This is a genomic window from Streptomyces sp. NPDC048258, assembly GCF_043201995.1.
GTDB lineage: Bacteria > Actinomycetota > Actinomycetes > Streptomycetales > Streptomycetaceae > Streptomyces.
This window is the reverse complement of the sequence record NZ_JBICZH010000026.1, coordinates 1-23,297: the sequence shown is the minus strand read 5'-3', so window position 1 is coordinate 23,297 and position 23,297 is coordinate 1. Positions and strand designations below refer to the sequence as shown.

Sequence of the window (23,297 nt, the reverse complement as noted above, 5' to 3'; positions counted from 1 at the left end):
TCAGTAACTTATCGCTGCCTTCGGGATGGTGCCACGAGTCGATGAATTGCAACACCCTCACGGGTGTTCGTCCGATCTTGTCCGCCCCAACGGACCCCATCCCTGCCCGCTCAACGGGCGATCCGTAGCACCGGTTCCCCACGGCGCCGCTTTCACCCCGTCGGGCGCAACGCCTCCCAGCGCACCGTCAGTTCCCCCTGCCGCCACCGCCCCGGCCCGTCCGCCAGCGGCCAGTCGCCGGACAGGGCCCGCGCCGTCCGGATCCAGCGCTGCCGAGCCCCGTACGAGGCGTACGGAGCCGCCGCCGCCCACGCCCGGTCGAAGTCGCGCAGGAACGCGTGCACCGGCTCGCCCGGCACATTGCGGTGGATCAGCGCCTTCGGCAGCCGCTCCGCCAGGTCCGAGGGGCGCTCCAGGGAGCCCAGACGGGTCGCGAACGTCACCGTGCGCGCCCCCTCCGGCCCCAGCGCGACCCACACGTGCCGCCGCCCGATCTCGTCGCAGGTCCCCTCCACCACCAGCCCCTCCGGGGCCAGCCGTGCGCACAGCCGCTCCCACACCGCCGCGACCTGCTCCTCGTCGTACTGGCGCAGTACGTTCGCCGCGCGGATCAGCGCCGGCCGCTCCCCGCCGCCCGGCCCGTCCAGCGGGACCTCGAAGCCGCCGTGCCGGAAGCTCAGCCCCTCCCGCTCGAACGGCTTCGCCGCGGCGACCCGCGCCGGCTCGATCTCGATGCCGACCACCCGTACCCGCGGCGCCGCCTCGCGCAGCCGCGCCAGCAGCTCGACCGCCGTCCAGGGCGCGGCCCCGTACCCCAGGTCCACCGCGACCGGCGCCTGCGCGCGCCGCAGCGCCGCCCCGTGCGTGGCGGCGATCCAGCGGTCCATCCGGCGCAACCGGTTCGGGTTCGTCGTCCCGCGCGTCACCGAGCCCACAGGGCGGCCGGGGACGCGGCTCGGGGTCGGCGTGGTGCGGGAGGCCATGAGCCGAGCGTAAGCGGAGCGCCCTCGCCGGATGAAAATCCGGCGTCTCCCCATGACCCATCAAGAAACATCGAGGAAAACCGGAGACCCCGGAATGCGAGGGGCGGCCATCCGGGTTGCACTGCTTGCAGGGCGCCGAGCGGTGCTCCTGCAGTCATGCCGTCCGTGTGGCCGGTCCGACCGTCCGAGTGGCCCGTCCGAGCGAGAGGAACTGCTCCCTTGAGCCAGTACGTGTCCCGCATCAGCGGCCGTCTCGCCGCTGCCCGCGCCACCCGCCACGAGCCTCCGCGCATGCGCCTGCCGGCCGTGGGCCACCACCGCAAGCCCCGCCGCGTGGCCATGCTCAGCGTGCACACCTCACCGCTGCACCAGCCCGGGACCGGCGACGCCGGCGGGATGAACGTCTACATCGTGGAGCTGGCCAAGCGCCTCGCCGCGATCAACATCGAGGTCGAGATCTTCACCCGGGCCACCGAGGGCGGCCTGGCGCCCGTGGTCGAGCTGGCCCCCGGCGTCCTCGTACGGCACGTGGACGCGGGCCCGTACGAAGGCCTCGCCAAGGAGGAGCTCCCGGCCCAGCTGTGCGCCTTCACCCACGGCGTGATGCAGGCCTGGGCCGGGCACCGCCCCGGCTACTACGACCTCGTTCACTCCCACTACTGGCTTTCCGGCCACGTCGGCTGGCTCGCCGCCGAGCGCTGGGGCGTACCGCTCGTGCACGCCATGCACACCATGGCCAAGGTCAAGAACGCTGCGCTGGCCGAGGGCGACACGCCCGAGCCCGCCGCCCGCGTCATAGGCGAGACCCAGATCGTGGCCGCCGCGGACCGGCTCATCGCCAACACCGCCGAGGAAGCCGACGAACTCGTCCGCTACTACGAGGCCGACTCGGGCAAGGTCGCCGTCGTCCACCCCGGCGTGAACCTCGACCGCTTCACGGTCGGCGACGGCCGGGCCGCCGCCCGCGCCCGCCTGGGCCTGCCGCAGGACGCCGTCATCCCGCTCTTCGCCGGCCGCATCCAGCCCCTCAAGGCGCCCGACATCCTGCTGCGCGCCGTCGCCGAGCTGGTCGACCGGGACCCCTCGATGCGCGGCCGCCTCTTCGTCCCCGTCGTCGGCGGCCCCAGCGGCAGCGGCCTCGCCAAGCCGGAGGGCCTGCAGAAGCTCGCCGCGAAGCTGGGCATCGCCGATCTCGTGCACTTCCACCCGCCGGTCGCGCAGGACGGGCTCGCCGACTGGTTCCGGGCGGCGTCCGTGCTGGTCATGCCCTCGTACAGCGAGTCCTTCGGGCTCGTCGCCATAGAGGCGCAGGCCAGCGGTACACCGGTACTCGCCGCCGAGGTCGGCGGCCTGCCCGTCGCCGTCAACGACGGGGTCACGGGCATCCTCGTACCGGGCCACGACCCCGTGGACTACGCGCGGGAGCTGCGCCGCTTCGTCGACGAGCCCGGTCTCGCCGACCGGATGGGCGCCGAGGCCGCGCGGCACGCGCAGTTCTTCGGCTGGGACACCGCCGCGAGCGGCACGGCCGACGTGTACACCGCGGCCATGCATGATCATCGCCGTCGCGTACGCTCCCACCATGGCTGACGCTGACACCGACACCGCCGCGATCATCGAGAGCGTCCTGACCGGCTCGGAGCTGAGCTGGGAGAGCCCCGAACCGGGCTCGTACGTCGTCCAGCTCCCCGGCACCCGCAAGCTGAGCACCACGTGCTCGCTGCGGGTCGGACGGCACTCGCTGTCGGTCAACGCCTTCGTGATCCGGCACCCGGACGAGAACGAGGCCGGCGTCCACCGGTGGCTGCTGGAGCGCAACCTCAAGCTGTACGGGCTGAGCTACGCGGTGGACCGCCTCGGCGACATCTACCTGACGGCCCGGCTCCCGCTGTCCGTGATCACCCCGGACGACCTGGACCGCCTGTTCGGCACGGTCCTGGAGGCGGCGGACGGCGCGTTCAACACCCTGCTGGAGCTGGGGTTCGCGAGCGCGATCCGGCGGGAGTACGAATGGCGGGTCTCCCGTGGGGAGCCGACGTACAACCTGGACGCGTTCAAGCACCTGACGCAGCCGTCGTCCTGACCCGCCGGGGCGGCGCCGTTATGCGCCCGCCGCCTCCGGCAGGCCGACCGGAGCTCCAGCCGTAGCCGTACCGCCGGTCCCCGTCCCCGTACCCGTACCCGTACCCGTACCCGTACCCGTACCCGTACCCGTACCCGTACCCGTACCCTCCTCCGGCAGGCTCCTCATCAGCAGCCAGTACCCGAGTCCCGCCACCGTCCCCAGGACCGCCGTCGTCCCCCACAGCCAGCCCGCCCCGAAGCGGTCGATCACGAAGCCCGCCAGCAGCGGCGCGATCAGCGAGGCCACCGCCCAGGACATCGTGTACATCCCCTGGTAGCGGCCGCGCCCGTGCAGCGGGGACAGCCGGGCGACCAGGCCCATCTGGGTCGGCGAGTTGATGATCTCGGCCAGGGTCCACACGCAGACGGTCAGTGCGAGGACCCCGATCGAGCCGCCGAAGGCCGTGAGCCCGAAGCCGTATCCCGCCAGCAGCGCCGAGATCACCAGCAACTTCTGCGGGTCGCGGTGCTCGATGAGCCGGGTGACCGGGATCTGCAGCAGCACGATCAGGACCCCGTTCACGGCGACGACCAGGCCGTAGTCGCCGGTGGAGAAGCCCGCCGAGCCCATCGCGAGCGGCAGCCCGAACGAACCCTGCATGAAGATCAGCGAGATCAGGAACGACAGCCCGACCACGCCCATGAAGTGCCCATCGCGCAGGACCGTGCCCAGCCCGACCTCCGCCTCGGCGGCCTCGTGCGCCGCGTCGCCCTTCTCGGGCCGCGACTCGGGCAGCTTCACGTAGACCAGGACCGCGCAGAGCAGCGTCAGCGCCGCCTCGCCCAGGAATCCCGCCAGGTAGCTGTACTCCGCCACGAAGCCGGCCACCGTCGCGGAGACGGCGAAGCCGAGGTTGATCGCCCAGTAGTTGAGCGCGAAGGCCCGTACCCGGTCCTCGGGGCGGACGATGTCCGCCATCATCGCCTGCACGGCCGGCCGGGACGCGTTCGAGGTCATACCGACCAGCAGCGCGACGGCCGCGATCGATGCCGGGTGCTCCATGAAGCCCAGCAGCGCGACGGAGAAGGCGGTCGAGGCCTGCGCGGCCATCAGCGTGGGCCGCCGGCCCAGCCGGTCGGTCATCACGCCCGCGACGAGCGAGGAGATCACACCGCCGAGCCCGTGGAGGGCGACCACGAGTCCCGCGAAGGAGGCCGAGTAGCCCCGGTCCACGGTCAGGTACAAGGTCATGAACGTGGCGACGAAGGCCCCGAGCCGGTTGACGAGCGTGCTCGTCCACAGCCACCAGAACTCGCGGGGCAGCCCCGACACGCTCTCCCGGGCGGCCCGTCTCAGACTGGCAACGGACATAAGGAATCCCCCCGGGCGTGTAAGTGGCTCTATGGCTCCCCGCATATTACGAGTGGGGCGCCTTCCGATGCCACTCAATTGACGCCCGCCGTCAATCGGCGGGGGCGGACACCGCGCGCGAGCGGTCCGGGCCGTCCATTAGGCTCGTACGCATGGCCGACGCACCGTACAAGCTGATCCTCCTCCGCCACGGCGAGAGCGAGTGGAACGCGAAGAACCTGTTCACCGGCTGGGTGGACGTCAATCTCAACGAGAAGGGCGAGAAGGAGGCGGTCCGCGGCGGTGAGCTGCTCAAGGACGCCGGCCTGCTCCCCGACGTCGTGCACACCTCGCTCCAGAAGCGCGCGATCCGCACCGCGCAGCTGGCGCTCGAGGCCGCCGACCGTCACTGGATCCCGGTCCACCGCTCCTGGCGCCTGAACGAGCGCCACTACGGCGCCCTCCAGGGCAAGGACAAGGCCCAGACCCTCGCCGAGTTCGGCGAGGAGCAGTTCATGCTGTGGCGCCGCTCGTACGACACCCCGCCGCCGGCCCTCGAGGACGGTACGGAGTTCTCGCAGTCCGAGGACCCGCGCTACGCCTCGATCCCGCCGGAGCTGCGCCCGCGCACCGAGTGCCTCAAGGACGTCGTCGTCCGCATGCTCCCGTACTGGTACGACTCGATCGTCCCGGACCTGCTGGACGGCCACACGGTGCTGGTCGCCGCGCACGGCAACTCCCTGCGCGCCCTGGTCAAGCACCTGGACGGCATCTCCGACGCCGACATCGCGGGCCTGAACATCCCGACCGGCATCCCGCTCTCCTACGAGCTGGACGCCGACTTCAAGCCCCTCAACCCGGGCGGCACCTACCTCGACCCGGCCGCGGCCGCGGCCGCCATCGAGGCCGTCAAGAACCAGGGCAAGAAGAAGTAAGCAGCGCGATCACGCCCCTGACCAGCACGCACGGTGCAGGTCAGGGGCTTTCGTCTGCTCCGGGCGCCACCGAGCGGCGCTCTCGCACCCGGGCTCAGTGGACGACGGGGCCGGGGTTCGGGTCGGTCCAGACGGCGTAGTCGCTGTCCTGGCGAGGCCCGCGGTCGTCCGTGCCGGGCTCGGGCTCCGGCTTGGGGCTGGGGACGCCACCAGTGCTGCCCCCGGGGTCAGGCGGCGCTACGTTGCCGCCCCCGCCTTCGTGGGTCTCGTCGGTCATGATGGGGTCGGAGCCCTTGGGAATGTCGACACGCTTGATGACGGAGATGCGGCCGATCTTGTAAACGTTGGGGATGGCGGGAGGTTCGGTGTCGCCGCCGGCGGCGGTGTTCGGGCCGATCTTGGTGAGTGCTCCCACCTTGCTGAGGCCTGTAAGGAGGCCGGTGCCGGGACGGGGCTTGTCCTCGGTGGTGACGCCGGTGGTGGTGGTCGGTGCGGCGTGCGCGGTGGTGGTGAGGGAGATCGCTCCTGCGGCGAGCAGGGGGGCGATCATGAGGGGGGCGAGGGTTCGGATGCTGGCCATGAGGAGGGGGTCCTTACGGGATTCGCGGGCATTTCCGGATCAGGCATGCGGTCTGTCCGCGCTGTGTGCGCCTTGACCGTGACTCCATTGGGCCCCGGACAGAGGCCGGGAGTCATGGCCCGGAGATTCGGAACTTGACGACGCTCGTACGCCACCCCCGACGCCGCCGCTCCGTCCCGTCAAGTCACGTTCTTCCGTGTCGTGACGGGAGTGTCGCCGTCACGACTACTTGAGTCCCAACCGCCAGCCCGGCGGCGCCTACGGGCCGAGCAGGTGTAAGCCGGGCTACGTCTGGCGTGACAGTTTCGACGGCGACGTCCTGTGCGTCACGCCGGAAGAACGCCAGAAGGCCAAGACCGCGGCCGGCTGATCGACAACGGCACGCACCTCACCCGTATTCCGGGGAAGTGATCCCTCACCAGGGCAGGGCGAGCAGTGGCTCCCCCGCACGGAACGGGCCCCGGCCGAAGGAATTCGGACGGGGCCCTTCGCGTGCGTCGAGCCGGGGCGGGCGGGTCAGCCGCCGCACTGGCAGGGGGCACCGGACTGGCAGCCGCAGCCGCAGCCCGAGCCGCAGCCGCAGGCTGCGAGCAGCGGGAGGCGCAGTGGTTCCGGCCTCGGCGGCTGCTCCTGCTCCGGAGTGATGGGTACGGGGGAATCGGGCATGGTTCCTCCTCGCGGGCGGCGTACGGGACTTCGCACGATGGACCGCCTCGCCTCATTCATGCCCAGCCACACCGGCGCGTCAACGGCGCATTGGGGCTCGCCACCCCGCCCGTGCCCGGTCGCCGCCCGGCCGGTGCCCGTACGGTCAGACGCCCTCGACCTGGGTCGGCGGCTGCAGCTCGTCCGCGTGCTCTCCCGTCACCAGGTAGACCACGCGCTTGGCCACCGACACCGCGTGGTCCGCGAAGCGCTCGTAGTAGCGGCCCAGCAGCGTCACGTCCACCGCGGTCTCGATGCCGTGCTTCCAGCGGTCGTCCATCAGGTGCTGGAACAGCGTGCGGTGCAGCTGGTCCATCTCGTCGTCGTCCTGCTCCAGCTGGAGCGCGAGGTCGACGTCCTTGGTGATGATGACCTCGGCGGCCTTCGCCATCAGCCGCTGCGCCAGCTGGCCCATCTCCAGGATGGTGGCGTGCAGGTCCCGCGGCACGGCGGTGTCCGGGAAGCGCAGCCGGGCCAGCTTGGCCACGTGCTGGGCCAGGTCGCCGCTGCGCTCCAGGTCCGCGCTCATCCGCAGCGAGGTCACGACGATGCGCAGGTCGGTGGCGACCGGCTGCTGCCGGGCCAGCAGAGCGATGGCGCGGGCCTCCAGGTCGTGCTGGAGGTCGTCGACCTTCTGGTCGGCGGCGATGACACTCTCGGCGAGCTTCAGGTCTGCGTCGAGCATGGACGTCGTGGCCCGCCCGATCGCGGAACCGACCAGCCGGGCCATCTCGACCAGGCTCTCACCGATCGAGTCCAGTTCCTCGTGGTACGCGTCACGCATGTCTGGTGTCCCTCTCTTGACCTACAGCACTACTGCCCGGGGGCCGGCCGGGGTGGCCTCTTGCCCCACGTTGACACGGTGAGCCGGAAACGCGTCCGACTCCGGCACCACAAGTGAATCAACCCCGTCGCCAGGGTGAACTCTGGGCGACGACTGTTCGAGGTGCCACCCGAACGGCTGTGGAAGTGTCGTTGCGCCTGCTTAACCTGGATGCATGGACGTGAACGCGGCGGTCGCCGCAGCTGCAGCGATAGCCGGTCTTTGCACCGGTGTCATCGCCATGCTGGCGTTCCGCTGGAGCGAGCGCGACCAGGCCCGCCCCACCCGGAGCTCCATGCGCCCCGACATCAACGCGGTACTCCCGCCCGGCGTGGACACCGTCCTGTCCGTGCTCCGCTCCTCCGCCGTCGTACTGGACGAGGGCGACGCGGTGGTCAAGGCCAGCTCGGCGGCGTACGCCCTCGGGCTGGTCCGCGGCGGGAAGCTCGCCGTGGAACCCATGCTCCACATGGCCCGCGACACCCGCCGCGACGGGGAGATACGCCAGGTCGAGCTGGACCTCCCCCGGCGCGGCACCGGCCGTGGCGAGGCCCTGGCCGTCTCGGCGCGCGTCGCTCCGCTCGGCTCCCGCCTCGTGCTCCTCCTGGTCGAGGACCTCACCGAGGCGCGCCGCATCGAAGCCGTACGCCGCGACTTCGTCGCCAACGTGTCGCACGAGCTGAAAACGCCGGTCGGCGCGATCTCCCTGCTGTCCGAGGCCGTCATGGACGCTTCGGACGACCCCGAGGCGGTCAGCCGCTTCGCGGGCCGCATGCAGATCGAGGCCACCCGGCTGATCAACCTCGTGCAGGAGCTCATCGACCTCTCCCGGGTGCAGAACGACGACCCGCTGGAGGACGCCGAGCCCGTCCGCGTGGACACGCTGGTCGCCGAGGCCATCGACCGCTGTCGCCACACGGCGTCCTCCAAGCAGATCACCATGGCCGCGGGCGGCACCGCCGACCTGCGCGTCTGGGGCAACCGCGGACAGCTCGCCGCCGCCCTCGGAAATCTGGTCGAGAACGCCGTCAACTACAGCCCCGCCCGCACCCGCGTCGGCATAGCCGGGCGCAGGGTGGCGGCACCCGGGGGAGACTTGATCGAGATCGCCGTGACCGACCAGGGCATCGGCATCCCGGAAAAGGACCGCGAGCGCATCTTCGAGCGCTTCTACCGCGTGGACCCGGCCCGCTCCCGTGCCACGGGAGGAACGGGCCTCGGCCTTGCGATCGTGAAGCATGTAGCGGCCTCGCACGGCGGGGAGGTGTCGGTGTGGAGCTCGGAGGGCCAGGGCTCCACGTTCACGCTGCGACTCCCCGAAGCGGCCGCGCCGGCCCCGGCGACGGCCCCCGCCTCCGCACCGTCCCTGCCTGAATCAGCAACAGCCATTCCTGCCCCGGAGGTCCTTCCGTGACCCGAGTGCTCGTCGTCGAGGATGAGGAATCATTCAGCGACGCCCTGTCCTACATGCTCCGCAAGGAGGGCTTCGAAGTCGCCATCGCCGCGACGGGGCCCGACGGACTGGACGAGTTCGAGCGCAACGGCGCCGACCTCGTCCTCCTCGACCTGATGCTCCCCGGCCTGCCCGGCACGGAGGTCTGCCGGCAGCTGCGCGGCCGCTCCAACGTCCCCGTGATCATGGTGACGGCCAAGGACAGCGAGATCGACAAGGTCGTCGGGCTGGAGATAGGAGCCGATGACTACGTCACCAAGCCCTTCTCCTCGCGGGAGCTGGTCGCCCGCATCCGCGCGGTCCTGCGCCGCCGCGGCGAGCCGGAGGAGGTCACCCCGGCGGCCCTGGAGGCGGGCCCCGTACGCATGGACGTCGACCGTCACGTGGTCACCGTCGCCGGCGGGAAGGTGGACCTCCCGCTGAAGGAGTTCGACCTGCTGGAGATGCTGCTGCGCAACGCGGGCCGCGTACTGACCCGTATGCAGCTGATCGACCGGGTCTGGGGCGCCGACTACGTCGGTGACACCAAGACCCTGGACGTCCACGTCAAGCGCCTGCGCGCCAAGATCGAGCCGGACCCGGGGGCGCCGCGCTACCTGGTCACGGTGCGTGGCCTCGGCTACAAGTTCGAGCCGTAAGCCGACGTCGTCCCCGAGGTCCCACGGCCGGCCGGAGGCCGGCGCAGCGTCCCGAAGCCGGTGAGGCCCCCTGGGCCTCGCCGTGCGAGGGGCGCACGCGGGAGGGGGTTCGAGCCGGACCCGGGCGCGCCGCGCTACCTGGTCACGGTGCGTGGCCCCGGCTACACGTCCGAGCCGTAAGCCGACGTCGTACACAGCTGTACATGCGGGAAGGGCCCCGGTCGCCGTTGCGACCGGGGCCCTTCCCGTGTGCGTACGCGTACGCCGCTCCGTGCCTCAGTGGCCCGCGCTGTGCGAGGCGGCACCCGACGGCGTACCGGCGGCGCTGCCCGACGGGGAGCCGGAGGGGCCCGAGGCCGCGCCGGTGGCGGCACCCGAGGGGCTGCCGGACGGGCTGCCGGAGGGGCTGCCCGACGGGGTGGAGCCGGCGGCCGGGGCCGGGGCCGCGGTCGGGCCGAAGCCCGCGTACATGCCGGTGGCGGGAACCACGAAGGCCTCCAGCGCGACGTCGCCGGTGCTGCTCAGCTGGAAGACGACGGCCTGAACGTCGCCGTCCTTGGCCGCCTCGGCGCCGTTCTCGATCACGGCGGAGGGGTTGCCCTTGCCGCCCAGCACCACGGAGCCGCCGGCCGGCACGGTGACCTTGCCGCTGCCCTCGGCCGCCTTCAGCACGACCTTGCCCTTACCACCCGGGAGGGTGATGCCGTCGAGGGTCTGCGGCTTGGCGCCGGCGTTGAAGACCGTCGCCGAGACGGAGGCGGGGCCCTTCTTGTCCTTCTGGCCCTGGGTGATCACCAGTGCGTTCTGGACCTTGATGTCGCCCTTGGTGACGGCGGCGTTGTCCGGCTTGATCTGGAGAGTCTGCGCGTCGTTGCCCGCACCGCACGCGGCCAGCGAGGCGATCGAGAACACGACGGCGGTGGCGGCGAGGGCGCCGCGTCGAAGGCTGCGGCTCACGGCGGCGGCAACTCCTTGGACGAACGGAAGGGGCGGGTGGGCTCTCGGAACGGCCGAGGTAAAGCCGCTCTAAGGGTGTGTCAGCGCGCTTAGGTTACCGAGCCGCCGCCCCGCCCCCGCACCCGACCCTCCGCAGCGCGGCGGCCGCTCCGGGCGGGCTGTCCCGCCCGCCCCGCGATCTTGCATTCGCGTGCCGTTCCCCGTGCCGTTCCCCGTGTCGTTCCCCGCGCCGTTCCCCTTGCCCTTCGCCGCGCCGATCTTGTGGCGCGCGCATATCGTGCGCTTGGTGCCCCGTGATCAATTTCCGGATTCCCCGAACGCCACTTCGTGATCAATTCAGGATTGGGCCGGAACCCGCTGCGTACGGGCGCCCGCCAGCCCAACGGAGTAGTTCGGTTTCCCGACTCCAAAACCGGCAAAACGGGACGTACGTCACACTGGCGGCCGTGCCCGGCGGGTGTAGCGTGGCCCTTTCGCCTGGTCCGCACAGCACCCCCGACCTGCGAATACCCCCTTCCGGAAGCCTTCCGCAGCACGTTCCTGTCGCTGTTGTCAAGCCCCGAGATGTGCCCTGACCTGCGAAAACGCCATTCATAACGGTCAGTTCTCGTGTTACCCTGGATAGCCACGGAAGGGGTACCTGTCACATGACGTTCAAGGTTGGCGACACCGTGGTCTATCCCCATCACGGGGCCGCGCTGATCGAGGCCATTGAGACTCGTCAGATCAAAGGCGTGGACAAGACCTACTTGGTGCTCAAGGTCGCCCAGGGCGACCTGACGGTTCGTGTGCCTGCGGACAATGCGGAGTTCGTCGGCGTTCGCGACGTAGTCGGCCAGGACGGGCTGGACCGGGTCTTCGAGGTGCTTCGCGCACCGTATGCAGAAGAGCCGACGAACTGGTCCCGGCGCTACAAGGCAAATCTGGAGAAGCTCGCTTCTGGCGATGTCATCAAGGTCGCCGAAGTGGTGCGTGACCTGTGGCGTCGTGAGCGTGAGCGCGGGCTTTCCGCGGGTGAGAAGCGCATGCTCGCGAAGGCGCGTCAGATTCTGGTGAGCGAGCTCGCGCTCGCCGAGAACACGAACGAGGACAAGGCCGAGGCCCTCCTCGACGAGGTTCTCGCGTCCTGACGCGAGTTCCCGTTCATTGAAGTTCATCAAAACAGTGTGTACACAGTTGTGCCGTGGTGCCCGATGACACTGCCTCTCCTCCACGAGGGGCCTGTCGCCGGGCGCTGCGGCATGTCTGTTTTCATGATCTTCTGGTGACCGCTACCTCAACCCTGCTACCTCAAACCTGCTGCCTCAAACCTGCTACCTCACTGGCGTGCCGGGGGGTACCCCCAGGGCCATACCCATGTCGGCCGAAGTCACAAACCTGGCTCGGAGCTACTGATGTCTGACGAAACGCGCCCCCACCGCACCGCCGCGGTGATCCCGGCCGCCGGCCGCGGGGTACGCCTCGGCCCCGGCGCCCCCAAGGCCCTGCGGGCCCTCGGCGGTACCCCGATGCTCATCCACGCCGTCCGCGCGATGGCCCGCTCCCGCGCGGTCTCCCTCGTGGTCGTCGTGGCCCCCTCCGACGGCGCCGCCGAGGTGCGCCTCCTGCTGAACGAGCACGCGCTGCCCGACCGCACCGAGATCCTGGTCGTCCCCGGCGGGGAGACCCGCCAGGAGTCCGTACGCGCCGGCCTGGACGCGCTCCCCCCGGACGTCACCTCCGTGCTCGTCCACGACGCGGCCCGCCCGCTGGTCCCCGTCGACACCGTGGACTCCGTCGTCGACGCCGTCCGCGACGGAGCCCCCGCCGTGGTCCCCGCCCTGCCGCTGGCCGACACCGTCAAGGAGGTCGAGCCCGGCAAGCCCGGCGAGCCCGAGCCCGTCCTCGCCACCCCCGAGCGGGCCCGGCTGCGCGCCGTACAGACCCCCCAGGGCTTCGACCTCGCCACCCTCCGGCGTGCCCACGAGGAGTTCGCGGCGGGCACGGCGGACGGCGAGGGCGCCACCGACGACGCCGGCATGGTGGAACGCCTCGGTGTCACCGTCGTGGTCATCCCCGGCCACGAAGAGGCCTTCAAGGTCACCCGCCCCCTCGACCTGGTCCTCGCCGAGGCCGTACTCGCCCGCAGGAGGGCCACCGATGCGTACTAGTCCCGCTGGTCCCCTGATCCCGCTCGTCGGCATCGGCACCGACGTGCACGCCTTCGAGACCGGCCGCGAGCTGTGGTGCGCCGGGCTGCTGTGGGAGGGGGAGGACGGCCTGGCCGGACACTCCGACGGCGACGTCGCCGCGCACGCCGCGTGCGACGCCCTCTTCTCCGCCGCCGGCGTCGGAGACCTCGGCGCGCACTTCGGCACCTCCCGCCCCGAGTGGTCGGGCGCCGCCGGCGTCACCCTCCTGGCGGAGGCCGCCCGTATCGTCCGCGCCGAGGGCTTCGAGATCGGCAACATCGCCATCCAGGTGATCGGCGTACGCCCGAAGATCGGCAAACGGCGCGAAGAGGCGCAGAAGGCGCTCGCCGCCGCGGCGGGCGCCCCCGTCTCCGTCTCCGGCACCACCACCGACGGACTGGGCCTCACCGGCCGCGCCGAAGGGCTCGCCGCCATCGCCACAGCCCTCGTGTACCGGACGAACCAGACCTGAAAACACCCGGAGGCGGCACTTCTTCGGCAACAAAGGTGCCCCGGGGCCCCAAAGGGTCGCGGGGCACTGCTATACGCGCACTACCCTGGATGCCGTGACTATTCGCCTGTACGACACCAGCGCCCGGCAGATCCGCGACTTCACCCCGCTCGTCCCGGGCTGTGTCTCGATCTACCTGTGTGGCGCCACGGTGCAGGCAGCCCCGCACATCGGGCACATCCGGTCGGGCCTCAACTTCGACATGATGCGCCGCTGGTTCGAGTACCGGGGCTACGAGGTCACCTTCATCCGCAACGTCACGGACATCGACGACAAGATCATCGCGAAGTCCGGCGAGCAGCGCCGCCCCTGGTGGTCCATCGGCTACGAGAACGAGCGTGCCTTCAACGACGGCTACGCCGCCCTCGGCTGCCTCCCGCCCACCTACGAGCCCCGCGCCACCGGCCACGTCACCGAGATGGTCGAGATGATGCGCGGCCTCATCGAGCGCGGCCACGCCTACGAGTCCGAGGGCAACGTCTACTTCGACGTGAAGTCCTACCCGGACTACCTCGCGCTCTCCCGCCAGGAGCTCGACAACATCCGCCAGCCCGAGAGCACCGGCGAGACCGGCAAGCGCGACGCCCGCGACTTCGCCATGTGGAAGTCCGTCAAGCCCGGCGAGCCCTCCTGGGAGACCCCGTGGGGCCGGGGCCGCCCCGGCTGGCACCTGGAGTGCTCCGCCATGGCGCACAAGTACCTCGGCGAGGCCTTCGACATCCACGGCGGCGGCCTGGACCTGATCTTCCCGCACCACGAGAACGAGATCGCCCAGGCCAAGGCCTTCGGCGACGAGTTCGCGAAGTTCTGGGTCCACAACGCCTGGGTCACCATGTCCGGCGAGAAGATGTCCAAGTCCCTCGGGAACTCGGTCCTCGTGTCCGAGATGGTCAAGCAGTGGCGTCCGATCGTCCTGCGCTACTACCTCGGTACCCCGCACTACCGGTCGATGATCGAGTACAGCGAGGAGGCCCTGCGCGAGGCGGAGTCCGCCTTCGCCCGCATCGAGGGCTTCTACCAGCGCGTCATCGAGAAGGCGGGCGGGGCCGTCGAGCCCGCCGCCGAGGTCCCGCCCGCCTTCGCCGAGGCCATGGACGACGACCTGGGCGTCCCGCAGGCGCTCGCCATCGTCCACACCACCGTCCGCCAGGGCAACAGCGCGCTCGCCGCCGACGACAAGGACGCGGCCATCGCCCGGCTGTCCGAGGTGCGGGCCATGCTCGGCGTCCTCGGCCTGGACCCGCTCGACCCGCACTGGGCCGAGGAGACGGACCGCGGCGAGGACCTCCACGGCGCCGTCGACACGCTCGTACGCCTCGTCCTGGAGCAGCGCGAGTCCGCCCGCGCCCGCAAGGACTGGGCCACCGCCGACGCCATCCGCGACCAGCTCCAGCAGTCCGGACTGGTCATCGAGGACAGCCCGACGGGCCCGCGCTGGACGCTCGGCCCCCGCTGAGCCCCGGCAGCTGAGCTTGGTGTGCTGCCCGGCGTCCCGGGCGGCACACTCTTCATACGTACATATCGCAGCATCAACGAAAACAGGTAGAAGTCATGGCCGGGAACAGCCAGCGCAGGAACCGCCGCACGTCCAACAAGAAGGGCGCGACGGTCGGCAGCGGTGGCCAGCGGCGCAAGGGCCTGGAAGGCAAGGGCCCCACGCCCAAGGCCGAGGACCGCAAGAAGCACAAGGCGAACCGCATCAGCAACGCCATCGCGCGCCAGGCCGCCAAGCGCCGCCCGGCCCCCCGCCGCGGCGGCCCCAAGGGCACCAGCGAGATGGTCGTCGGCCGCAACCCGGTCTTCGAGGCGCTGCGCGACGGCGTTCCCGCCACCACCCTCTACGTCCAGCAGTTCATCGACAACGACGAGCGCGTCCGCGAGGCCCTCCAGCTCGCCGCCGAGCGCGGCAACATCAACCTGATGGAAGCCCCGCGCCCCGAGCTCGACCGCATGACCAACGGGCTCAATCACCAGGGCCTGGTCCTGCAGGTCCCGCCGTACGAGTACGCGCACCCCGAGGACCTCACCGCGGCCGCGTACGACGACGGCGACGACCCGCTGATCGTCGCCCTCGACGGTGTCACCGACCCGCGCAACCTCGGCGCGATCGTCCGCTCCGTCTCCGCCTTCGGCGGCCACGGCGTGGTCATCCCCGAGCGCCGCGCCGCCGGCATGACCGCCGGCGCCTGGAAGACCTCGGCCGGCACCGCCGCCCGTACCCCGGTCTCCCGCGTCACCAACCTGACCCGCGCCCTCCAGGACTACAAGAAGGCCGGCATCACCATCGTCGGCCTCGCCGCCGAGGGCACGCACACGGTGAGCGACCTGGACGCGCTCGGCGGCCCGGTCGTCATCGTCGTCGGCTCCGAGGGCAAGGGCCTCGGCCGCCTCGTCGGCGAGAACTGCGACTACCTCGTCCGCATCCCGATGCCGGGCGGCGCCGAGTCCCTCAACGCCGGTGTCGCCGCCGGCGTCGTGCTCTACGAGGCCGCCCGCCGCCGCGCGGACCGCGGTCGCGTCTGATCTGCCCTGACCGGCCCCGATCCGCGCGATCCGCTTGATCCACTTGGCTCACGGAAAGTGACCCGTGAGCGTGTCACCCCGCCCGTTATGGGCGGGGTGGCTTGATCTTGACGGGTCTCGGACACATCCCTGGTGTCAAGGCAGTGTCCTAAACACTGATCACTCGGTTAGATGAGTGTGGACACCAGAACGTCAGGGTTCGACGACCAGCCCGCGCTGAGCATGGTCAAGGTGCCGTGCGACCCCGCACAGGTCATCGTCAACCACGCCAGCTTCCGCGTGCGGCTCGCACCGAGCCCGAGCGCGCGTTCCAAGCCCGCGAACGCCCCGGGCCGGGCACCCGTCCTGGGCGGCGCGGTGGTCGCCGCCGGGGCGACCCGCCGCAGATCCCCCGTGGTCTGGAGCGGCAGGTCGGAGGCCGGTGACTCCGCTGCCATGGGCGGACTCCTCCAGGCCGTACGGGAGGCCGGCCGCGGCCACGACGAGTACGACGGCGGCGCCACCCAGGTCATCCCGCGCCTCGACCTGGCCCACGACCTCGCCGACGACACCCTGGCCAGGCCGACCGTCATCGGCCAGCGCACCTACGGGTCCCCCGACGAGACGCGCCCCATGGCCGCCGTACGGGACCTGCCGTACGGGAACCCGCCCGGAGCCGGCACCGGCCCCGGCGCGGACTCCCGGCGGCCCGGCCCCGACACGCGCGCACAGGCCTCCTACTACCCCGGCCGCCGGATGAACCTCGGCGTCGTGCTGCTCCCGCTGCGCGTCTTCCTCGGCTTCATCTCCATCTACGCCGGCATGGGCAAGCTGTGCGACCCCGTCTACTTCGACGGCGGCGAGCGCGGCTCCATGGTCACCTGGCTGCGCACCCTCCACCCCTGGGCCCTCGCCGAACCGCTGCGCGACTTCGCGCTCGCGCACCCGGTCGGAGCCGGTCTCACCGTGGCGTTCCTCCAGGTCATCGTGGGCGTGCTGACCGTGTTCGGCCTGTGGCAGCGGTTCGCCGCCTGCTTCGGGGCGCTGCTCTCCGCCGCGCTGCTGATGACGGTGAGCTGGAAGACCGTCCCGGCCTACGACGCGCCCGACATCATCTACCTCGCCGCCTGGAGCCCGCTGATCATCGCGGGCGCGCCGGTCTACTCCCTCGACGGGCGCCTCGCCGGCGAAGCCTGGCGCACCCTCGGACCGCGTTCCGAGGTCTGGCAGCTGCGCCGGCGGGTCCTGCGCCGCGGAGCCGTCATGGCCACCGTCGTGTGCGGGCTCACCCTGCTCGTCGGCTCGCTCCTCGGCGGCGCCGTCCGCTCCACCACCGTGGTCACCGTGCCCGGACCGGGGCAGGCCCCCAGCAACTACCTGCCCGGCCGCCCGCTGCCGCAGGCACCGGCCAGGCAGCAGCCCACGCAGCAGCAGCCCTCCAAGGCGCCGCAGCCCTCCGCCACCCCCACCGAACCGGCCGCGAAGTCCGGCAAGACCGCTTCCGGCGCCCCCGCCCGCGAGACCGCCGGAACCCGCTCCGAGTCGCCCACCGCGACGAAGGGCACCACCGGCAGGCAGACCCCGCGCAGCACACCGCGGCAGTCCACCTCACCGAAGGCGCCGACCACCTCGGGGTCCACGAGCGGAGGGACCCCGACGAAACAGCCCGGCCTCATCGGCGGAATCATCGGCTGAGCACTCCCGACAGCCTCGACAGGCTCGACAGCCCGGACGGAACGAGGGGCCCGGCACGCCGCACGGCGTGCCGGGCCCCTCCGCGTGTGCCGGGCGCGCGAAGCACCGTACGGCACGTGGCATACGACATATGGCCCGTGAAGGGCCTCAGGGGCCCGTCTGAGCCGCCAACTCCCGTGCGGCCTCGGTCAGGTCTTTCGCCGTGTCGATCGCCCGCCAGTAGGCCCCCTGGGGCAGCGGGAAGCCCGCCAGGCGGCGCTCGCGCGCCAGCCGCGGGAACGTGGTCCGCTCGTGGTCCCCCAAGTCCGGCAGCAGCGCGGCGAATTCGGGCCCGAAGACGTACACGCCCGCATTGACCGGATAGGGCGACGGCGGAGCCTCGATGAAGTCCAGCACCTGCCCGAACTCGTTCGTCTCCACCACCCCCCACGGAATCCGCGGACGGGCCAGCGCGAGCGTCGCCACGGCGCCGCGCTCCGCGTGGAAAGCGGCCATCTCGCGCAGCGAGAAACGCGTCCAGATGTCGCCGTTCGTCGCGTACCAGGCCCGGTCCGGGTGCGGGAGACGGCGTGCCGCGTGCTTCAGGCCCCCGCCCCGCCCGAGCGGCTCCTCCTCCACCACCGTCGTCACGCGCAGCGGCAACACCGCCCCCGCCAGCCACTCCTGGAGCACACCGGCGAGATGCCCGCACGAGACCACGGCGTCCGTGACCCCCTCCGAGGCCAGCCAGGCCAGCTGGTGCCCGATGATCGGCACGCCCGTCCCCGGGATCTCGACCATCGGCTTCGGACGGTCGTCCGTGTACGGCCGCAGCCGCGAACCCTGGCCGCCCGCCAGGACGACTGCCTGGGTGGGGGCGGCGGGGAACGCGGCTGCGGGAGGGGCGGATCGGGGTGCGGAGAGTGCGGGTTCGGCGTCGGTCATGCCGGCCAGCGTAGGGACGCGGCGGGTCAGCCCATGGAGGCGACGCCGGTCGCATAGGAGGTGTCGCAGACGGGACGGGCGAAGGACTGGGCCTTCGTCGGACCGTACGCGTCGACGGCCGCCCGTCCCAGCGCCCGCGCGATCCCCACGCAGTGCTCGGCCAGCGACGGCCGCTTGTTCACCTCCTGCTGGAGGTGGGTCAGGACGTCACCCGGCTCCTGGCCCTGCTGGATCTCGCCGACGAGCTTGTCGCGCAGCAGGTCCTGCGTCGCGCGCGGCTTCGCGGGGACGGAGACGTCCTCGGCGGAGGCGGTCAGGATCTGGGAGGAGGAAGTGTCCGCCCAGGGGACCATGGTGACCGCGAGGGTCCCGGACAGGACCAGGACGACGGGCAGGACCAGGGCGAGGGAACGGCCGATACGGCGGGCAGTGTGGGTCACGAGGGCGAGAGTAGCGCTCGGTGAAGATATGGCGACATTTAGTCACCCTGACGAGGGATGGTTCGACGTGGCTTTTCGAATTACGGGTTGACGGGTCGGGGCTGAATGGCCCGGTCTGCCGGAGTTGCCGCGCGGCGCCGAGCGGTCGCGGGAAGGGGCGTCCCGTCAGACGGAACGCCCCTTCTCACTGCCTCAGTCGCCCCGGCGGTGTCAGCCGGAGAGCCGCTCGCCGGAGGAGGTCGAGAACACGTGGATCTCGCCGGCCCGCGGCACCACGTGCAGGCTCGAACCCTTCTCGGGCACCTGACGGCCGCCCACGCGGACCACGAGGTCCTGCGAACCCGCGGCGGAGGTCGCCGATCCGTACACGTACCCGTCGGCTCCGAGCTCCTCGACCACGTTCACGACCATCGTCAGACCGCCGGACTCGGCGATGTCGAAGTGCTCCGGGCGCACGCCCACCGTGACGGTACGGTCGCCCGCGTCGGCCGCGGCCGACAGCGCCTCGCGCGACACCGGGACCACGCTGTCGCCGAACTTCACACCGCCGTCGGTGATCGGGACCTCGACCAGGTTCATGGCCGGGGAGCCGATGAAGCCCGCGACGAACAGGTTCGCCGGGCGGTCGTACATGTTGCGCGGGGTGTCGACCTGCTGGAGCAGCCCGTCCTTGAGGACCGCCACGCGGTCGCCCATCGTCATGGCCTCGACCTGGTCGTGGGTGACGTAGACGGTGGTGATGCCGAGGTCGCGCTGGAGCGCCGCGATCTGCGTACGGGTGGACACGCGGAGCTTGGCGTCGAGGTTCGACAGCGGCTCGTCCATCAGGAACACCTGCGGCTTGCGCACGATGGCGCGGCCCATGGCGACGCGCTGGCGCTGGCCGCCGGAGAGCGCCTTCGGCTTGCGGTCGAGGTACTGGGTCAGGTCCAGCATCTTCGCCGCGTCCTCCACCTTCTTGCGGATGGTGGCCTTGTCCTCGCCGGCGATCTTGAGCGCGAAGCCCATGTTGTCGGCGACGGACATGTGCGGGTAGAGCGCGTAGTTCTGGAACACCATCGCGATGTCCCGGTCCTTGGGCGGCAGGTGCGTGACGTCGCGGTCACCGATGCGGATGGCACCGCCGTTGACGTCCTCCAGGCCGGCGAGCATGCGCAGCGAGGTGGACTTGCCGCAGCCGGACGGACCGACGAGGACGAGGAACTCGCCGTCCTCGATCTCCAGCTCCAACTGGTCGACGGCGGGCTTGTCGCCGCCGGGGTACAGCCGGGTCGCCTTGTCGAAAGTGACAGAAGCCATGGTGATGAATCCCTTCTACCGGCAGGAACGTGCCGGACGATCCGAGTGGAAGGTCTAGTCCAGCTGACTGGACTCCGCCCGACGCTACCTGCCGCGACGCCTCCTGTCAGCACCCGAGCGCCCCGGATTGCCGGACCCGGCTGCTTCCATGCCACCCGTGACCGTCTACGAGATCCTCCCGGCCCTGCCCGACATCCCGACCGGGTCGGGTACCCGGTGGGTTTCTGAACACCTCCGGGAGGGGCCTCGCGATCTCGGCTTGAGCGGCACGTCAGTTCGTCCGGTGAACGTGCGCGTGGGTGGTTTCGGGTGCGACTTCAATGTGATGGCCTGGGGAATCGGGCCCTGTGTAGAGTGATGGCGGCTCCGCGCGCAGTGGGTTTGCGGGTGGTGTTGTGCCTCCTTAGCTCAGTCCGGCCAGAGCAACGCACTTGTAATGCGTAGGTCGTCGGTTCGAATCCGACAGGGGGCTCCATCCCGGGTCGGAGGCGTGGCGATCAAGGGAATGTGTACGGACGAGGAAGGCCCCGGGTGATCACCCGGGGCCTTTTTCCGTGGGGTCAGTGGCGGCCTGAGATGCGGTCGGCCAGGCGGGCCAGGGGGGTTGTGGCCGGGGTGTGGGTGAGGGTTTCGCGGCGGTCCGCCTCGCGGTAGGCGGCGTAGAGGGCCTGGACGCCGAGCCAGCGGAAGGGTTCCGGTTCCCAGCGGCGGACGCGGTGGCCCACCCACGGGAGGGTGGTCAGGTCCGTGGAGTTGCCGAGGACCAGGTCGCGGAGGGTGCGGCCGGCGAGGTTGGTGGTGGCGACGCCCGAGCCGACGTAGCCGCCCGCCCAGCCCAGGCCCGTGGTGGCGTCCAGGGCGACGGTGGCGCACCAGTCGCGCGGGACGCCGAGGACGCCCGACCAGGCGTGGGTGATCTCCGTGCCGGTGAGGGCCGGGAAGAAGGAGAAGAGCAGGTCGCGGAGGGAGTCGATGGTGGCCGGCTGGGTGCGGCCGTCATGGTCCGTGCGGGAGCCGAAGCGGTACGGGACCCCGCGGCCGCCGATCGCGATGCGGTCGTCGGCGGTGCGCTGGGCGTACATGTAGGCGTGGGCCATGTCCCCCAGGAGTGACGAGTCCGACCAGGCCAGCTGCTTCCAGGTCGACTCCGGGATCGGGGCCGTCACGATCATCGAGGAGTTCATCGGGAGCCACGAGCGCTTCTGGCCCTTGAGGGCGGCGGTGAACCCCTCCGTGCAGCGCAGGACGTACGGGGCACGGACCGTCCCGTAAGGGGTGACCGCCTTCCCGGCGGAGATTTCCGTGACCGGGGTGGATTCGTGGATCACCACGCCGAGGCGTTCGCAGGCCGCGGCCAGGCCCTTGGCCAGCTTCAGCGGGTGGACGCGGGCGCCGTGCGGGGTCCAGGTGGAGCCGACGGCGTCCGCGATGTCGATGCGGGCGCGGGTGTCGGTGGCGTCGTAGAGCTCGCGGTCGGTCTCGCCGAAGGAGAGTTCGCCGGCGTGGAAGGCCTTGAGGCGGGTGAGCTGGGCGGGGGTGCGGGCGACTTCGAGGACGCCGCCGCGGTGGATGTCGGCGTCGATGCCTTCCTTGGCGGCGATGTCGATGACCTCGGTGACGGTGTCGTTCATGGCGCGCTGGAGGCGGAGGGCGGCCTGGTGGCCGTGGAGCGTGGCGTAGCGGTCGCGGCCGGCGATGCCGTTGTAGAGCCAGCCGCCGTTGCGGCCGGAGGCGCCGTAGCCGCAGAACTTCTGCTCCAGGACGGTGACGCGGAGGTCGGGTGCGGATTCCTTGAGGTAGTAGGCGGTCCACAGGCCGGTGTAGCCGCCGCCCACGATGACGACGTCGGCCGTGGCGTCGGCGGTGAGGGGTGCGCGGGGTGGGGTGGCCGGGGTGGTGTGGTCGGTCGCGTACCAGAAGGAAATGCCGCCGTTGATCGTCATGGGGGAGTTGCTACACCCCGTTTCGGAGGGGTGTCCAGGGACTGGTTGTCGTGCTTCGGGGTGTGTTTCCAGGCCGGATGGTCGATGTGGGAGGGGTGGCCGGGGCCGTAGGGTGGTGAGGGTTTTGTCGTGTTTTGGTGCGAGCGGTTCGGTTCGTGGTGGGCATGCTGGGCGGGCGGACGCGCCGCGGACCGCGCAGGTGCTGGTGGATCCGTGGTGCGGCGTTCGACGAGGCCGTCGCGGAGACCTAGTACGGGGGATGGGTCGCGGAGGCCGACACGACCTAGGGGTGTCGTAGCCTCGGGGCATGGTGGACGTGGTGGAGGTGCCGGAGGGACTGGCCGAGGCGCAGATCAGGTTCAACGGGGCTGCGGGGCGGGAGTTCATCGCCGGGCTGCCCGCGCTGGCGGGCCGGTTCCTGGAGCGGTGGGAACTGCGGCGCACGGGGGCCGGGATGCACGGGGTGACGGCTCTGGTGCTGCCGGTGGAGCGGCTGGACGGGACGCCGGCCGCGCTGAAGCTGCAGTTGGTGGACGAGGAGAGCGTGGGGGAGCCGGTCGCGCTGCGCGCGTGGGGCGGGGAGGGCTCCGTACGGCTGCTGGAGCACGACGGGGCGACCGGGGCGATGCTGCTGGAGCGGCTCGACGAGGGACGGCACCTGTCGGCGGTCGCCGAGCGGGATTCCCGTGCGGCGGTCCAGGTGGTCGCGGAGCTGCTGGCCCGGCTGACGGCGGTGCCGGCGCCGGCGGGGCTGCGCGGGCTCGGGGGGATGGCCGCCGGGATGCTGGACGCGGTGCCCGGGGCGCTGGCGCGGCTGGGCGACGAACGGGACCGGCGGGTGGTACGGGACTGCGCGGCGGCGGTGGCCGAGGTGGCGGGGGAGCCGGGGGACCGGTTGCTGCACTGGGACCTGCACTACGACAACGTGCTGGGCGGAGGCGAAGGCGGCCGGGAGGAGTGGCTGGCGATCGATCCGAAGCCGCTGGCCGGGGATCCGGGGTTCGATCTGCTGCCGGCCATCGTCAACAACTTCGCGGTGGACGAGGTGCGCCCGCGGTTCGACCTGCTGACGGACGTGCTGGCGCTGGACCGCGAGCGGGCACGGGCATGGACGCTGGGGCGGGTGCTGCAGAACTGCCTGTGGGACGTGGAGGACGGGGAGGCGCGGCTCCAGGAGGAGCAACTGGCCGTGGCCGGTGTGCTGCTGGGGCGGCGTACCGGTGTGGCTCTAGCTTGATCTTTAACTCTTGCGGCGTGGGCGAGGGGTCGTGGGCTTCTTCGTTTTCGGTTTCGCGGCGTCTGTTTTGCGGACTGTGTGCACGT

General features: G+C 71.3%; 21 protein-coding genes and 1 tRNA gene. 13 read left to right on the top strand and 9 right to left on the bottom strand.

Translation table 11 applies throughout. The features are described from left to right. Nucleotides 1-152: 152 nt before the first annotated feature. A complete protein-coding gene (locus ACGFYQ_RS36625; RefSeq protein WP_393750748.1) occupies nucleotides 153-983 on the bottom strand; it encodes a class I SAM-dependent methyltransferase in 831 nt (276 codons plus the stop codon). A gap of 219 nt (nucleotides 984-1,202) precedes the next feature. On the opposite strand from ACGFYQ_RS36625, the gene mshA reads away from it, so the two are divergent. Both mshA and ACGFYQ_RS36615 read left to right on the top strand, forming a co-directional pair. Beyond that, the gene (mshA, locus tag ACGFYQ_RS36620) at nucleotides 1,203-2,573 is read left to right on the top strand and encodes a D-inositol-3-phosphate glycosyltransferase (RefSeq protein WP_393750746.1); all 1,371 of its coding nucleotides are present in this window, start codon (nucleotides 1,203-1,205) and stop codon (nucleotides 2,571-2,573) included. Further along, nucleotides 2,566-3,066: a YbjN domain-containing protein gene (locus ACGFYQ_RS36615; RefSeq protein WP_393750744.1), complete on the top strand. Its 501-nt coding sequence runs from the start codon at nucleotides 2,566-2,568 to the stop codon at nucleotides 3,064-3,066. Before mshA ends, ACGFYQ_RS36615 begins: the two co-directional genes overlap by 8 nt. Nucleotides 3,067-3,084: 18 nt before the next feature. Here ACGFYQ_RS36615 and ACGFYQ_RS36610 read toward each other — a convergent pair whose 3' ends face one another. Then, complete coding sequence (locus ACGFYQ_RS36610; RefSeq protein WP_393750742.1) at nucleotides 3,085-4,419, bottom strand: MDR family MFS transporter; 1,335 nt, start codon at nucleotides 4,417-4,419, stop codon at nucleotides 3,085-3,087. 152 nt (nucleotides 4,420-4,571) lie between these two features. On the opposite strand from ACGFYQ_RS36610, the gene ACGFYQ_RS36605 reads away from it, so the two are divergent. Continuing rightward, nucleotides 4,572-5,333 (top strand): phosphoglyceromutase, encoded by a 762-nt coding sequence (locus ACGFYQ_RS36605; RefSeq protein WP_362395876.1) that lies wholly within the window; start codon nucleotides 4,572-4,574, stop codon nucleotides 5,331-5,333. A 94-nt stretch (nucleotides 5,334-5,427) separates the two neighbouring features. On the opposite strand, the gene ACGFYQ_RS36600 is transcribed toward ACGFYQ_RS36605, so the two are convergent. Then, nucleotides 5,428-5,913, bottom strand: a complete 486-nt coding sequence (locus ACGFYQ_RS36600; RefSeq protein WP_393750739.1) for a hypothetical protein — start codon at nucleotides 5,911-5,913, stop codon at nucleotides 5,428-5,430. An 811-nt stretch (nucleotides 5,914-6,724) separates the two neighbouring features. Next, a complete protein-coding gene (gene phoU, locus ACGFYQ_RS36595) occupies nucleotides 6,725-7,402 on the bottom strand; it encodes a phosphate signaling complex protein PhoU (RefSeq protein ID WP_190187206.1) in 678 nt (225 codons plus the stop codon). A 214-nt stretch (nucleotides 7,403-7,616) separates the two neighbouring features. Between phoU and ACGFYQ_RS36590 the strand changes: the two genes are divergently transcribed. Continuing rightward, the gene (locus ACGFYQ_RS36590) at nucleotides 7,617-8,855 is read left to right on the top strand and encodes a sensor histidine kinase (protein WP_393750737.1); all 1,239 of its coding nucleotides are present in this window, start codon (nucleotides 7,617-7,619) and stop codon (nucleotides 8,853-8,855) included. Further along, nucleotides 8,852-9,532, top strand: coding sequence for a response regulator transcription factor (locus tag ACGFYQ_RS36585; RefSeq protein WP_030387286.1), 681 nt, complete (start codon nucleotides 8,852-8,854; stop codon nucleotides 9,530-9,532). The genes ACGFYQ_RS36590 and ACGFYQ_RS36585 overlap by 4 nt, the downstream gene beginning before the upstream one ends. A gap of 276 nt (nucleotides 9,533-9,808) precedes the next feature. On the opposite strand, the gene ACGFYQ_RS36580 is transcribed toward ACGFYQ_RS36585, so the two are convergent. After that, nucleotides 9,809-10,489 carry a DUF461 domain-containing protein gene (locus ACGFYQ_RS36580; protein WP_393750734.1) on the bottom strand — a complete coding sequence of 227 codons (681 nt, stop codon included), beginning with the start codon at nucleotides 10,487-10,489 and terminating at the stop codon, nucleotides 9,809-9,811. 647 nt (nucleotides 10,490-11,136) lie between these two features. Here ACGFYQ_RS36580 and ACGFYQ_RS36575 point away from each other — a divergent pair. From ACGFYQ_RS36575 to ACGFYQ_RS36550, 6 genes are all read left to right on the top strand, one after another. Then, nucleotides 11,137-11,619 (top strand): CarD family transcriptional regulator, encoded by a 483-nt coding sequence (locus tag ACGFYQ_RS36575; protein WP_003953493.1) that lies wholly within the window; start codon nucleotides 11,137-11,139, stop codon nucleotides 11,617-11,619. Between the two features lie 264 nt (nucleotides 11,620-11,883). Beyond that, on the top strand, nucleotides 11,884-12,639 hold the full coding sequence (gene ispD / locus ACGFYQ_RS36570; protein ID WP_393750732.1) for a 2-C-methyl-D-erythritol 4-phosphate cytidylyltransferase: 756 nt from the start codon (nucleotides 11,884-11,886) through the stop codon (nucleotides 12,637-12,639). After that, nucleotides 12,629-13,132 carry a 2-C-methyl-D-erythritol 2,4-cyclodiphosphate synthase gene (gene ispF / locus ACGFYQ_RS36565; RefSeq protein ID WP_393750730.1) on the top strand — a complete coding sequence of 168 codons (504 nt, stop codon included), beginning with the start codon at nucleotides 12,629-12,631 and terminating at the stop codon, nucleotides 13,130-13,132. Before ispD ends, ispF begins: the two co-directional genes overlap by 11 nt. A gap of 94 nt (nucleotides 13,133-13,226) precedes the next feature. After that, nucleotides 13,227-14,627 (top strand): cysteine--tRNA ligase, encoded by a 1,401-nt coding sequence (gene cysS, locus ACGFYQ_RS36560; RefSeq protein WP_393750728.1) that lies wholly within the window; start codon nucleotides 13,227-13,229, stop codon nucleotides 14,625-14,627. Between the two features lie 95 nt (nucleotides 14,628-14,722). Next, nucleotides 14,723-15,694 carry a 23S rRNA (guanosine(2251)-2'-O)-methyltransferase RlmB gene (gene rlmB, locus ACGFYQ_RS36555; protein ID WP_393750726.1) on the top strand — a complete coding sequence of 324 codons (972 nt, stop codon included), beginning with the start codon at nucleotides 14,723-14,725 and terminating at the stop codon, nucleotides 15,692-15,694. Nucleotides 15,695-15,865: 171 nt separating this feature from the next. After that, on the top strand, nucleotides 15,866-17,368 hold the full coding sequence (locus ACGFYQ_RS36550; RefSeq protein ID WP_393750724.1) for a DoxX family membrane protein: 1,503 nt from the start codon (nucleotides 15,866-15,868) through the stop codon (nucleotides 17,366-17,368). Nucleotides 17,369-17,515: 147 nt separating this feature from the next. Here the strand turns inward: ACGFYQ_RS36550 and ACGFYQ_RS36545 are convergent, their stop codons facing one another. The 3 genes from ACGFYQ_RS36545 to ACGFYQ_RS36535 form a co-directional block, all read right to left on the bottom strand. Continuing rightward, nucleotides 17,516-18,292, bottom strand: a complete 777-nt coding sequence (locus ACGFYQ_RS36545) for an NDP-sugar synthase (protein ID WP_393750721.1) — start codon at nucleotides 18,290-18,292, stop codon at nucleotides 17,516-17,518. A 26-nt stretch (nucleotides 18,293-18,318) separates the two neighbouring features. Then, complete coding sequence (locus ACGFYQ_RS36540; protein WP_393750719.1) at nucleotides 18,319-18,732, bottom strand: hypothetical protein; 414 nt, start codon at nucleotides 18,730-18,732, stop codon at nucleotides 18,319-18,321. A 210-nt stretch (nucleotides 18,733-18,942) separates the two neighbouring features. Further along, a complete protein-coding gene (locus tag ACGFYQ_RS36535) occupies nucleotides 18,943-20,031 on the bottom strand; it encodes an ABC transporter ATP-binding protein (RefSeq protein ID WP_393750717.1) in 1,089 nt (362 codons plus the stop codon). Nucleotides 20,032-20,428: 397 nt separating this feature from the next. Between ACGFYQ_RS36535 and ACGFYQ_RS36530 the strand changes: the two genes are divergently transcribed. Next, nucleotides 20,429-20,506, top strand: a tRNA-Thr gene (locus ACGFYQ_RS36530). Nucleotides 20,507-20,591: 85 nt separating this feature from the next. Here ACGFYQ_RS36530 and ACGFYQ_RS36525 read toward each other — a convergent pair. After that, nucleotides 20,592-21,974, bottom strand: coding sequence for an NAD(P)/FAD-dependent oxidoreductase (locus ACGFYQ_RS36525; RefSeq protein ID WP_393750714.1), 1,383 nt, complete (start codon nucleotides 21,972-21,974; stop codon nucleotides 20,592-20,594). 307 nt (nucleotides 21,975-22,281) lie between these two features. Between ACGFYQ_RS36525 and ACGFYQ_RS36520 the strand changes: the two genes are divergently transcribed. After that, nucleotides 22,282-23,211, top strand: a complete 930-nt coding sequence (locus tag ACGFYQ_RS36520) for an aminoglycoside phosphotransferase family protein (RefSeq protein WP_393750712.1) — start codon at nucleotides 22,282-22,284, stop codon at nucleotides 23,209-23,211. Nucleotides 23,212-23,297: the final 86 nt, after the last annotated feature.